At 32.8% G+C, this 12,671-nt stretch carries 10 protein-coding genes and 1 tRNA gene; 5 read left to right on the forward strand and 6 right to left on the reverse strand.

The genetic code is table 11. The features are described from left to right. Positions 1 to 29: 29 nt before the first annotated feature. The 3 genes from AOG55_RS08160 (at position 30) to AOG55_RS09210 (ending at position 2,338) form a co-directional block, all read left to right on the forward strand. Positions 30 to 1,391, forward strand: a complete 1,362-nt coding sequence (locus AOG55_RS08160) for an MFS transporter (RefSeq protein WP_055041160.1) — start codon at positions 30 to 32, stop codon at positions 1,389 to 1,391. A 165-nt stretch (positions 1,392 to 1,556) separates the two neighbouring features. Next, a complete protein-coding gene (locus tag AOG55_RS09420; protein ID WP_156318810.1) occupies positions 1,557 to 1,709 on the forward strand; it encodes a hypothetical protein in 153 nt (50 codons plus the stop codon). Next, positions 1,679 to 2,338, forward strand: coding sequence for a tyrosine-type recombinase/integrase (locus AOG55_RS09210; RefSeq protein WP_084779434.1), 660 nt, complete (start codon positions 1,679 to 1,681; stop codon positions 2,336 to 2,338). The genes AOG55_RS09420 and AOG55_RS09210 overlap by 31 nt, the downstream gene beginning before the upstream one ends. Here the strand turns inward: AOG55_RS09210 and AOG55_RS08165 are convergent. Continuing rightward, a tRNA-Cys gene (locus tag AOG55_RS08165) sits at positions 2,310 to 2,381 on the reverse strand. The two genes, AOG55_RS09210 and AOG55_RS08165, sit on opposite strands and share 29 nt — an antisense overlap. A 111-nt stretch (positions 2,382 to 2,492) precedes the next feature. Here AOG55_RS08165 and AOG55_RS08170 point away from each other — a divergent pair. Beyond that, positions 2,493 to 3,137, forward strand: a complete 645-nt coding sequence (locus AOG55_RS08170) for a hypothetical protein (RefSeq protein ID WP_054964291.1) — start codon at positions 2,493 to 2,495, stop codon at positions 3,135 to 3,137. Between the two features lie 5 nt (positions 3,138 to 3,142). On the opposite strand, the gene AOG55_RS08175 is transcribed toward AOG55_RS08170, so the two are convergent. From AOG55_RS08175 to AOG55_RS08185, 3 genes are read right to left on the reverse strand one after another with little or no spacing between them, the layout of a single operon-like run. Next, positions 3,143 to 3,958, reverse strand: coding sequence for a hypothetical protein (locus AOG55_RS08175; protein ID WP_054964289.1), 816 nt, complete (start codon positions 3,956 to 3,958; stop codon positions 3,143 to 3,145). Beyond that, a complete protein-coding gene (locus AOG55_RS08180; RefSeq protein ID WP_055041161.1) occupies positions 3,958 to 8,235 on the reverse strand; it encodes an STT3 domain-containing protein in 4,278 nt (1,425 codons plus the stop codon). Before AOG55_RS08180 ends, AOG55_RS08175 begins: the two co-directional genes overlap by 1 nt. 49 nt (positions 8,236 to 8,284) lie before the next feature. Then, positions 8,285 to 9,592 carry an amino acid permease gene (locus AOG55_RS08185; protein WP_054964290.1) on the reverse strand — a complete coding sequence of 436 codons (1,308 nt, stop codon included), beginning with the start codon at positions 9,590 to 9,592 and terminating at the stop codon, positions 8,285 to 8,287. Between the two features lie 67 nt (positions 9,593 to 9,659). Between AOG55_RS08185 and AOG55_RS08190 the strand changes: the two genes are divergently transcribed. Then, the gene (locus AOG55_RS08190) at positions 9,660 to 10,661 is read left to right on the forward strand and encodes a hypothetical protein (RefSeq protein ID WP_162216777.1); all 1,002 of its coding nucleotides are present in this window, start codon (positions 9,660 to 9,662) and stop codon (positions 10,659 to 10,661) included. Here AOG55_RS08190 and pheT read toward each other — a convergent pair whose 3' ends face one another. Then, complete coding sequence (gene pheT / locus AOG55_RS08195) at positions 10,662 to 12,272, reverse strand: phenylalanine--tRNA ligase subunit beta (protein WP_055041163.1); 1,611 nt, start codon at positions 12,270 to 12,272, stop codon at positions 10,662 to 10,664. It abuts the gene before it with no gap. Positions 12,273 to 12,298: 26 nt separating this feature from the next. Next, the gene (locus tag AOG55_RS08200; protein WP_055032538.1) at positions 12,299 to 12,589 is read right to left on the reverse strand and encodes a ribbon-helix-helix domain-containing protein; all 291 of its coding nucleotides are present in this window, start codon (positions 12,587 to 12,589) and stop codon (positions 12,299 to 12,301) included. Positions 12,590 to 12,671: the final 82 nt, after the last annotated feature.

Raw genomic sequence — 12,671 nt, forward strand, 5'->3', positions numbered from 1 at the left:
ATAAATGCTTTTTTATTGATAATGTTACTATGGAAGGTAATGAGGAAAATGTAAATGACAATAAAAACAAGATAAAAAACTTAAAAAAATATAAAAGACGATACATAATGGGATTGTTTCTTTTTCTTATATTTATGATAACATATGCAGATAGAGAAAACATAGCAATAGCTTTCACTGCATTCAGTGGACCGTTAAACATAAACTTGGTAGAGTATGGAGTTTTAACTACAGCCTTTTTTATTACATATACGATCTTTCAAATACCCGGAGGTATGATGTCTGAAAGATTTGGGCCTAGAAAAATAATGACAGTGGCTGTTGCATGGTGGTCAACATTTACAATTATGACTGGAGCTTCTATTGATTATATAATGATGCTTTTATCAAGACTATTTTTTGGTGCAGGTGAGGCCCCAAGTTTTCCAACAGAGAGTAATATAACATCTAGATGGTTCAGGAAAGATGAAAGTAGTAAATCTGGCATGTTTACCATGGCAGGAACGTTTGCAGGCCCTATACTTGGTGTACTTCTGGCTACTTACATACTTGTTACAATTGGATGGCGTTATATATTTTATATTTTTGGTATAATGGGAATAATACTTATTGCTATTTATTTCATAGTAATTAGAGATAATCCTGAAGATACAAAATGGATATCAAAATCGGAATCTGAATATATAATTGAAAGTTTTTCAAATCAAAAGGAAAGAGGACATAATACCAAAGAAATAGCTCCATGGGGGAAATTATTGAAAAATGGTAGATTCTGGGCACTTGGAATAGCGCACTTTAGTTCTGATGCTGTTCTTTATGTCATGCTTACACTGTTGCCTATATACCTTGAAGAAGTTAGACATTTCTCTGCATCATCACTATACTTGATAGGAACGTTACCATGGATTATTGCCATCATAGCCGTAATACTTTCTGGATTATTTATGGATAGAGGCATTAAAAAAGGCCATAGCTTATTTGTTACACGGTCAATACCAATAATTATATCATCTATTTTATGTACTGTTTTTCTACTTTTAGGTGCTACAGCAGTTAACTCCACTTTAGCTGTTATATGGCTATCTTTAGGGCTTGCTATGATAGCACCCGAACAGGTAACAGCATGGTCAATCGGGGCTAATATAGGAGGTATTTTTTCTGGAACATATGGAGGATGGCTTAATTTTCTAGGTAATTTTTCAGGGATAACTGTACCATTAATAGCCACTATACTAGCTTCAAGAATAAACTGGACAGTCGCATTAAGCTTTGTGGCAATCATCCCTCTATTAATGGCAATATCATATGGCCTTATGAAACCTGATAAATCTTTTGCACCTGGTATTATACCTGACTATACACCACCTGCAGATATATTAAGCAAGAAATAATATTAAACTTTTTAAATTAATAGGGTAATATTTGGTGATTATTCTTAAATAAAAATATTTCCATTTTATGAGATATTTATAATTGCCTTCCTGTAATAATTAGGTTTCCCTCTTATATGGCATCCTTTAGGTTCTTATAGAATCTTTAATGATACATTAAGGAGGATGCCATATATAGAAAATAAGTCAAAATCCATGGAAAGGGAGGACCTTCAGGAACTTGTAAGGAATATATGGAATACAAGGAGCAATAAAACTGCAAATGAGTATATTAAAATAATAAACAGGTGGTTATATATAAAAATGAAAAACCGTTGAAATATTTTAAGGAATATGAAACATATACAGTTAAGACATGCACAGAGGAGGAAAAGAACAAATTATTAATGGAGGCATCCAGGGAGGGTGTTAGGGAGAGGGCAATATTTTACCTTTTATTTGGAACCGGAATAAGGCTCGGGGAGGCCGTAAATTTAAAATTAAAGGATGTAAAAAATGACAGGATATTTGTGACGGGAAAGGGACAAAAAGAAAGGGAGATATATTTACCAAAAGAGGTTAAAAATGCAATAGACGATTATTTAATTGAAAGGGTTCCTGGAAAAACATCATCCGACAAGGATTATTTATTCACAACCAAAATAGGCAAAAAAATGTCATATAATTATTTCAGGAAGATATGCAAGAGGGTTTCAATGAATTCCGGTGTAAAGTTCCATCCTCACATGGCAAGGCATACATATGCCACGGAATTGTTAAAAAAGGGTTTATCTGTATTTTATGTTGCAAGGTTATTAGGCCACGAGGATTTATCATCGACCCAGATTTACCTCCATGCATCTCAGGAGGATGCAATTTACGAGGTTTCAAAAATAAAATTATTTGAAAATGGCCAAAAACATGTGGATTTGGACGGTAAGGATAGGTTGGGATTTGAACCCAAGTAAATGGGATCTGCAGTCCCACGCATGACCTCTCTGCCACCTATCCAGTATTACCCTATTGCGTTTTTATATTTATTTTTTTTATTTGTTAGCGAAAGAAAAATAGTGATAAATTTAATATAAAAATTTATAAATAATGATATTATTATTAAAGCAGATGAGCAGGGTAGGAATTTATACTCATGATTTTAGATTTTACCATGACATTATAAGAGATTTAAAAAAATGGCATATACCCTTTTTTAGTATAACTGATTTATACAACATCCCAAAGGATATAAAGGTTATACTTAGTTCCAGCAGGGATACATTTAAACTCCCGAATCAGATAAAGGCCGATTCATCCATTGAAGCCATTAGGATGAGCCTTGCGACCCTTTTATTTAAGGATAAGTTTGAAAATGTTATCATAGGAATAGATCCAGGCCCCAGACCAGGTATAGCGGTGATGGCCGATAATGTTCTAATGGAGGCTTACGAGTGCCCGAATATTCAGATAATAAAAACAGAGGTTTTGAATATATCCAAAAGTTATATATATAAGTATATAACAATAAAAATTGGAAATGGCGATAGACCAAACCGTGATATGATAATAAAGGAATTAAAGAACATAGCACCGTTGATGATAGTTAATGAGGAAAATACAAGCACACCACATAAGATCCATGACAATGCCCTTTCTGCGGCCAGAATATCATTAATCGAGGATAAATATGATGTTACGAGGGTCCCAGAAAAATTCTCAAGGAAAAATGTTTATGAAAAGGAATTTATTACATTAAAATCATTAATTTCGTAATACCTTTATTTTGTGTTTTTCGTGGATTTTGATGTTTTTTTGCCGGCACGTTTCCATTTTGGAACCTTAACTGTATTCCTTCTGCCGGATATAACTATTAGAAATATTGCAAATGCAACTGTTACTGCAGCTATGTAGTATATCCAGTCATAGTTTGGTGGGTGGCCATTATAGAAATATACGCCCTTTGGAACACCTATATTGGGATTATTTGTGCTTATGGTAAGTAAATCCCTGCCTGGTGGCAATTCCGCTCTTGGCACAATAACAGATGCAGTGTAATTAGACTTTGCATTAATTTTACCTATCATGGATGTTTTAACAGTTATGCCATTTACCAGAAAATTAACGGTTATATTATATGCAGGTGCGGAAGCAGTATTTGTAAGCGTTGCATTTAGATGCACGGGCTGGCTAACGTTAATTGAAAAGTTTGTATATGCACTTTCCTTAGAATTACCATTAAATGCTGTGGCCTCAACATAAACATATATGTTTTCAGTTGTATTTGGCGCCACTATTGGTATTACAAAGTCAGGATTTGATGAGTTTTTATAATAGTCTGACGGTACAGTATTATCGCTATTATTTTGCACGCCAAAAAATGCATTAACTGAATAATTTGTAAAACCTGATGTTTCGTTTATATATATGTTAAAATTCTGGCTTTGGTAAACATATGTTGGGTAACTAATATTTTTAAATGATAGGGATGATGGGCTTTGTGATTTCTGGTTATTATTATTTCCATATGGGGCAACTAACAGTCCGGAGACAATCAAAATAATAACTATTGCAATGGCCAAAATTTTGAATTTCATTATTTCTTCCCCCTTCTAGATCTTACTGTTGATCCAATTAGACCTATAAGCATGGCCCCAAGTATAATCCCAATTCCAATATACAATGTGTCAACAGGGTTTTTTGTATAGTTATTTAAAACACCATGGCCAGATGAACCAACACCGCTGGCCGTAATGTTCTGGACTTCAGGCGATACGGTTGCATTATGCATTATTTTATCATCATAATAACTGTTTATATCTATTTTATCGTATGTTTGTATTTTAATTCCCGATGCGGGTTTTAAATACACATATAATGTCATATTTGTTTTTTCTGGTATGTTTATAGTTGTATAATTTTTGCCGTTTGCAAATGTTGCCATTATTTTATCTGTTTTATTAAGCACATTACTGTTTGAAATATTTACATTTACAGTTATATTTGTATTTCCTGTATTGTTGAGATAAAATGGAACAACGTAATATGATCCATTTATCATGGCATAATCAGTTCCATTTACAGGGTATAATGTATAATTATAAATCTTTTTAATGTCTGTATAGGTAATGTTGAATTCTGATGTGCCATTTAATATTATTGTATTATTATAAGGGTTTATATAATAGCCTGATGAATATGCTGATATACGGTATATACCTGACGGTAATGTTATATTTACTTCATTATTGGAGGTTAAATTATAATACCTGCCATTGGACCCTTCCAGTGTGACGTTAACATTGTTTAAGCTACTCAGATTTCCAATTAGATTAATATTTGCAGTGTAATTACCCTTAACCATATTATTTATTTCAGGAACCATGTTTAAGATTTTGGAATTATCCCATGATGTGGTATTATAATAACTGGTGTTATTGGCATATATTCCATTCTCTTTTTCACTTGCCTTAACTGTATAATTACCTGGCATTAAGCCTATACTCAACTCTCCATTTTTATCCGTATAATTGGTATAAATTTTATTTCCAGTTTTATTATAAACATCTATGGTAAAATTGGAAAGACCATAACCACCAGAATTTACAAAAACAGTGAGATTGTCCATATTCACAGTAAAATCCTTTGTAATGTTTTTGGCCACTTGGGGTGTAAACGATGTAAAGTTCGTATATGTAATTTTTGTGGAATTATTAGTTACGCTTACATTGTATGTATAATTCCTTAAATCTGTAACATTGTATTTCCCATTTGATATGTATACCTTTTGTGAGTATTTATGTGCTGAATTATTGAAATAAAGTACGCCACTTGTTATTTTCTGTGTTCCTGTTACATTTTTAACAGATACACTTCCACTTATATCATTATGCGTTATATTAAAACTGCCCAGATTTATTGTATATGGGTCTTCAGCCTCCTGCATTGTAACATTTACAGTTTTTTCCGCAATTATGTTTGAACCCTCAAGTGTATAATTGTTTATTGACCCTGTACTGAAGACCAGGGTATCATTTCCCGGCAGGCCAACAAGATTATATGTCCCTGAACTGTTTGTTGTAACAACCTCATGTGGTATTCCATACTGATCCAGAAGTGTTACATGTATCCCGGAGGCTGACCCGGAGTATCCAAGAATATTACCTGTTATATTTGCCCCGGGGAAGTACTCTATTATTGGGTCCTCCACATTATAAACATCGCTAATAGGTGGAAGCAGGTAAACGGTACCCTTATGTTCCTGCTTGTACTGGTATGCCTCCTGTATTGGTATGAACTGAAGGTCCTTTGTTGAATTTTTATACGGGCTCCATAATGAGGCATAATAAACAAGTTCAAAATGACTCATATTAAATGCAGGTTTAGCACTGGCACCCGTACCATAATTTATACCTGGTATGCCATTTACCTCACCCACATCTGATGGTGAGTATCCTATAAAGGCACGGTATATTGTGGAATTGTAAAATGCAGGTGCGTATGAAATATCGTATGTTATTACTGATGCACCCTGTGGCAGTTTATTAAGTGGATATGTACCGCTGCTTGTAACTGCAAATATATTATAGTAATTTGTTGGCACTATTTCTCCAAGGGCATCATATGTTGGGGTGTCTGTAAGATACGCAGGCGCATAGAATACGCCGGGATCAGAACCACTAAATGGGAATAAACCGTGGTCTATCTGTATATATGATATTTTGGATCCGGTATCCAATTCAAGTGTCGCATATGCATTAACAAGTTTATTTAATGAATATTTGCTTGCCAGCTCACCCATAATCAATGCATGATAAGCGTTGTCAGGATTTGTAACATTTACCTGATGCCCTCCATATGCAGGCTCTGAAAGTAGCTTGGTATAATTTGATGGTATTTTATTATCTATCCTTACAGTTTTATAAATGTATGTTATATTATTGGCCTCAGATGTGCCAAAATATGATTTTAATGTTGAATAAACAGTACTATTAAAATGCCCGCTGGTAAATGCACCTGGAGTTTCCAGATCGCGTGCTATAAATAATGCCACTATATCACTCTGATTCTGTGCTAAAAGGACCTGCCCTGCAGAAACATATCCCTGCTGAAAATCATCTGCCACAGCAGGATGTTTTCCCTGAAGGGCCTCCTGGAAACCATAATCCCACCATGATAAATATGCTGGCCTCTCATTTGCCGGTAAATTGGAATCCTGTGAAGCCAACCAGTTGAATGATTCTGATAATGGAGACGTTGAATTAACAACGCCAAAACCATAGTTACCAAAATAATCTGTTGAATTTGGTCTCAGAAATGACGGGATGGATGAATTTATATTACTATTATACTGTGACGCTGTATTGTCAGGCACCGCTGCTGAAACTGCGCCCATTCCAGAAGGTATTATTAAAACAAGTATAACTATAACCACAAATGAGGCCTGCAACCATGTTATATTTGTTTTTATCCTCTTTCTCATTGAATTGTGTCTGGCCTTTGCCTGGTTTTCCCCTGCCTTTAAAAGGCCCTCAAAATAAATTAATGCCCCACCACCAAGAATGGCATATGCCGGTGCTGCTGTTATGTTAAATCTTGCAGCCTCAAAACTCATGAAAATTGAGAATATAGAAAATATTATAATTGAAAGCATCGCATCGCTTTTAGTTTTAATAAACTTATATAAAATGTATGGTATGCCTGCTATGCCAAGGAGAAATACACCTGGTCCAAAGCCTGCTATGTAGAATCCAAGCGGAGGTGCTGCAGCCTCGGCAATTGTTGAGTACAGCCTTGATTTGACAAAATAACCATCACCGGTAATTAATTCCTTTAGAATAACAGGATTAACCTTGGCTAAAATAAGAAGGCCAAGGGCACTTGCAATAATAATTGATGGTATTGTGATTATCCATGGTTTTCTACCAATAATATTAATTACAAAACCAAAACCTATTATAAGTATGCCCATAATAAGTGGCGGATAAAACCATGGCATAAGCATGTGGGTCATATCATAGTAATAATATCCAAACGGGAATGAAAAGGCTATGAAAAATATTGTTAAGTATGTTAGATACCCTGTTGGTCTTTTGGTAAATAAATTAAATATTAACTGTAATGCAACATAAATAAGTATTATAACTTCTATATATGGAAAACCCTGCCAGAAGTTGATCAATGCACCAAGAGATACAGCAGCCAGCAATGAATAAACTGTTGCCAGCTGATTTTCCATAAAATATTTTTTAATGGATGGGATATATGATTTAAAATCTGTCAGTCTATTTATAATATTATATTTTCCAGCAGTTTTCACAGCCATCTCAAAAAAGTAAATTGCAAGGAATGCAAATATGAGTTCTGGTGTATGTGCCCTGTCATCAGTAAGTATGCCGGCTGTAAGATTGCTTGGCATTATTGTGTACAGGAATGCAGCTATTAATCCGGCCTTTTTCCCAAATATTTCCTTGGTGATTAAATATACCGGAATTATTAATAAGGCTGCATAGAAGGCATCGGATTCTGAAAATGCAAAATATGCGGCCTTGCTGAGACCCACAAATGGAGAGAATATATATGATGCAAATACAACGCTCCACATATAAAATGGAGGCCTGTAATTGTATGTACCTACCGGATAGTTTATAATTTTTGTATAAATCAATTGCTTATGGTAGGTTAATATATAATTAATAACATAATAATTAAAGTACGGGTCGCTACCACCTGATGTGTTTAAGAATGGGTAATCAAAGGCAACCGGATAGGCAAAATAATTTGCCATAAAAAGGTAGATGGCAAGCAGTATAGCTAGAACTGGAAACTCGGGATGCTCTATAATCTTCTGTTTAATTTTATTTTTAATAGCCATAATCAGTATCCTCCAATCAAATCTTTATATAAAAATTTACTTATACACTTTATACCTTAAGATGTTCAAACTTTATTTTCTTGTAAATTGTATTTTTCATACGCTTAATATATATTATTGAAATTACAGAAATTAATAGATAAACCAAAACAGCATAATTTATTACAATGAAAAAACCCGTGTTGCTTATAAAGCTTATTATGAATGCAATTGTTAGCAATATTGAAGAAATCATTGGAATTATCATATTTTTTCTTCTGGCCTTATAAAGCGATATGTTTGATATTATATGAATAATTATATAAAAAAAGCTTATAACTCCTGCTATTATTACAAATGAGGTAAATGGCCCGGCAATGTATGTTGTTGATATTGATATTACTGATGTTATAATAAACATAATAAATAATAATTTTTTTTCACCCATATATTTATTAAAGCCAAAATCCGACTGAAATCTAGGGAACATGTGGACAAATGCATTAAGATAGGAAACGCTTAAATTGAAACCGCTTAAAATACCAAAAAATGAGAATATCATTAAAAAAATAGGTCCATATCTTTCTTTAATAAACGATACAATATAAAAGGAATTTATAGAATATTCCAAAATACCATGATTGCCAATGGCATATAAAAGAGAAAATGCGGATATTGTCATAATAATCCCTGAAATTGTAAATGAGATAAAAAGTGATTTTGGTGTGTTTCTCCTCGCATTGTTTGTTTTTTCAGATAAAAATATGCTTGAACCACCACCTGAAAATGCCAGAATTCCGAAAATTATTCCAAAGAAAAACTGGTTTAAATGGAAATTAATTTTATAATCGCCTATACTGTTTCTTCCTGTTAATATAAATATGATGCTTAAAAGTATTATAAATGATATTTCCAGAATGCCGGCAATAAATGTATATTTTATCGATTTTTTTATACCGCTTCCAACAGTTATGTAAACCAGTAATATAAATATTAAAATTAATATATAAATAAAATGATTGTTATTGAAATTATATATTGACAGTATATTTGAGGCAAAACCAGATATAAAGTTTGCTATGTTGGGAACCGTCAAAACAGAGTAACCAAAATAAATCAGGAAAATAAAAATTCCCCAATCCTTGCCAAGTATATGACCTACATAGGAATAATAACCTCCGTTGGTTATAAATAACCCGGATAATGAATATACCGTATATAATGTAAAATATGATAAAAGGAATGAGAATAATATAACAAATGGAAGCAGGGTTCCTGAATACACTGCAATAACAGAAAATAATGCTATAAAATCCAGCATGGGCCCTATTGATGTGAATGATTGCATTACAGCCTCTGGCAAATTAATATCTCCCATGGCACCATATTGATTTTTTATACATAAAGTTTCAATAAATTTAAATTTAAAAAAATAATTTTTATTAATGGATAAAGGTCTCAAAAAAATCATAATATCCGAACTTAAAAAAAGAAAATACAACGGTATGGCGCAGTATGAGATGGAAACCCTTTTTAATTTTTCAAAATCACATATCTCCGAAACACTGTCAGAGATGATTTCAAAAAATATAATCATCAAAAAAAATTGTGGAAAACTGATTAAAAAAATCTGGTTAAAGGCATATTATCCCGGGCATATAGAGAATTATATAAGAATTGGTATTTTAAAATCCTCAGAGTATGTAAAATTCCTCTCTGCGGCTTTTTCAGTTGCTGATTCCCTTAACTTAAATATACAGGTTATCTCCTTTAACAACACTGTCGATATGATGAATGCTATGGAGAATAATGCGCTTGAAATATCGCTATCTCCAGCAGTTTCCCAGATAATATATGCCATAACAAAGGATAATTATTTTATAATAGGCCCTGTTGCATCAGGTGGTTCATGCATATTCTCAAATGATAAATTTGATTCTGACCAGATAAAAACCTCTGACATATCTTCTATGATGCTATTATCCAGAAATTTCATGATGTTGAATAAATATAATAATATATCATTTTATAAAAATCCTAAAACTGGGATGTTAGATTTTTTAAAATTTAAATTCAGGTATATTGCTATATGGGAACCATTTGCCAGTTTTATAGAATGTAAAGGCAGAAAAAGGGAAAAAGATTACCATGATCTGCTAGACGACAGGCCATGCTGTCTTATTTCAGCAGGCAAAGAATTTTATTCCAAAAATAATCAAATTTTAGAATCCATAATGAATGCCTATAAATCCAATGAAAATATAGATGGGCGTGCAGTTAAAATTATAAGCAGGGAAACATCAATAGATTATGATAATGTAATAAAATCCCTTCATAGATATAATTACAGCATAAAATTTGGCATAGACCAGTTAAAGGATTATGCAAACAGCATGGGAATTTTATTGTCTGAAGAAAAAATAAAAAAAATTTTCAAAATGATGTGATCACAAACTAAGCATTTTTCCAATATCTATTTCAAAAAATGATACCGGTACACTCAAACCAAATCTTGTAATTATATCCGGATTTAATTCCCCAATAAGTCCAACATATTCATTGTTTATAAAAACCTGCCCCCCGCGTCCCGGTATTATTTCTCCTGTGCTGTACTGTTTTACTGTTAATTTATAATTATTTACACGTTTGTTTAAATAATTTATAACCTGAAAAATATCAGAATATGATGCCGTGGTGTTAACATAAACGGTGCATAAATGCGTGTGCTGAAAGGTATTATCAATAACCTCACCTATTTCAAAAATCTTAAATGGCAGCTTTCTCCTCTTGTTAATTACCAAAAAATCCATTATCCCAGGAAGCAGCCTATCCCTTACTACAGAAAAATCCAGGCTTTTTGGGTTCTGGACATAGACACCGCCATGGTATCCAAAGGATTCATAGAACGATTTTGAATTAATGACAAATGTTTTTATTTCCTGATAATTAATGGATGTCATTATTTCCCTGATGAGATCAAGATTTTCGTTTTCAGCATATGGATTTCCAATACCACATGTTTTTAGTTTTGTTTCCTTAATGTTATCATATCCATATGACTTTGCAATATCCTCAACAATATCGGCAGGCCCCATCACATCAATTCTGTTGCCTGGAACATTTATTTTATAACCATCTGCTGAGATTTCACAGCGATAGCCCATTTTCCTCAGCAGTATTATTGGGTCTTCTGGTATAAAACCCATTACATTTTTGATGTCCTTACTTTTTATTTTTATTTCCCTGAAATCAAAATTATGAAGCTCCTGCATTTTTTTAGTTCCCATGCCTGAATCACAGCTATAAATGCGGTAACCAAGGTATGACATTTCATAGGCTAAAAGGAAGAATGCATTTCTAACAGCATTATAATCGGTTCCTGTTATATCAAAAAAGAACCTTTCAGTATCCTCTGTTATTTTTGATTTTATGCCGTTAATTATAGGTGGCATTGACATTACATCATTTTCAGAATCCAATATTAAAGGAACCTTTGATTTATCCGGAAGCAGGCCTGAGAATTCTGTTCCCTTTTCATGATTTTTTATTATTTCATCTGCCGTACCAGTAAAACCATCGTATGTTGTAAACTTAATTTTATTAGAATCAATAATAGTATATTTAAAATTGGGCTTTATTTTATTAAGATCATGTATGCCTATGGCCACCTTTTTCCTTGATTTACCTATGGTCTCATGAAGCCTCTCCTGATATTCTATAATATGGCTGACATTTTTACCAATTTTACCACCCGAGGCCACAAAGGCAAGAACGTATGGCCTAACCTTTAATACATTATTGTCTGGTATTAATTTTATGTCGGATTGGCCAAGTATCCCCTTTATCCTAAAATTATTATCATAATAAATTTTCATATTTTCCTTAAGTGCAAAAAAGGAGAATAGATCAGGGCGGTCTGGATTAAATTCTATTCTGATCTCATTACCATCTTCCTCTATAGAATAGCCAATAATATTTGCATAATCAAAAAGCTTATTTTTATAAGTCTCCCCAAGAATGCTTAAAAGTTCATTTTCTGATTCCCTTATTACAACCATACTGCTTTGGAATACTAATATTTTATTTAATTTTTGGTTTTACTTTTTGCATATTCCCTTAAAATAAATCTTATTAAATCCTCAACTGAAACTGCATTTCCACTTTTAACCTCTTCCTCTAAAATTGAATAGATTTTTCCAGGTAATTTTACATCCACATCACTTACAGGATTTTCTTCATTCTTTTTTATGAAGTCATTTATAGCCTCCCTAATGGCATCTGAAATTGTGTCATATTTACCACGGTTAACTATATCCTGAAGTTTTTTTACCAGATCTTCGGAAACCCTAATTGTGATTCTGTAAGGAACAGCCATTGTGTAGATTAAATTAAGCCATAATATAAAGTTTTCCTAATTCCATGAATGGATTCTTAAAATGTTAATTTAATTTTCACAA

Origin of the sequence: Acidiplasma cupricumulans, assembly GCF_001402935.1 — an archaeon.
Taxonomy (GTDB): domain Archaea; phylum Thermoplasmatota; class Thermoplasmata; order Thermoplasmatales; family Thermoplasmataceae; genus Acidiplasma; species Acidiplasma aeolicum.

What these genes read in the sequence shown, in the direction of transcription:
- AOG55_RS08160 (WP_055041160.1), top strand. Translation starts at nt 30, where the DNA reads ATGGAAGGTAATGAGGAAAATGTAAATGACAATAAAAACAAGATAAAA.
- AOG55_RS09420 (WP_156318810.1), top strand. Translation starts at nt 1,557, where the DNA reads ATGCCATATATAGAAAATAAGTCAAAATCCATGGAAAGGGAGGACCTT.
- AOG55_RS08170 (WP_054964291.1), top strand. Translation starts at nt 2,493, where the DNA reads ATGAGCAGGGTAGGAATTTATACTCATGATTTTAGATTTTACCATGAC.
- AOG55_RS08175 (WP_054964289.1), bottom strand. Translation starts at nt 3,958, where the DNA reads ATGAAATTCAAAATTTTGGCCATTGCAATAGTTATTATTTTGATTGTC.
- AOG55_RS08180 (WP_055041161.1), bottom strand. Translation starts at nt 8,235, where the DNA reads ATGGCTATTAAAAATAAAATTAAACAGAAGATTATAGAGCATCCCGAG.
- AOG55_RS08185 (WP_054964290.1), bottom strand. Translation starts at nt 9,592, where the DNA reads ATGGGAGATATTAATTTGCCAGAGGCTGTAATGCAATCATTCACATCA.
- AOG55_RS08190 (WP_162216777.1), top strand. Translation starts at nt 9,660, where the DNA reads ATGGATAAAGGTCTCAAAAAAATCATAATATCCGAACTTAAAAAAAGA.
- pheT (WP_055041163.1), bottom strand. Translation starts at nt 12,272, where the DNA reads ATGGTTGTAATAAGGGAATCAGAAAATGAACTTTTAAGCATTCTTGGG.
- AOG55_RS08200 (WP_055032538.1), bottom strand. Translation starts at nt 12,589, where the DNA reads ATGGCTGTTCCTTACAGAATCACAATTAGGGTTTCCGAAGATCTGGTA.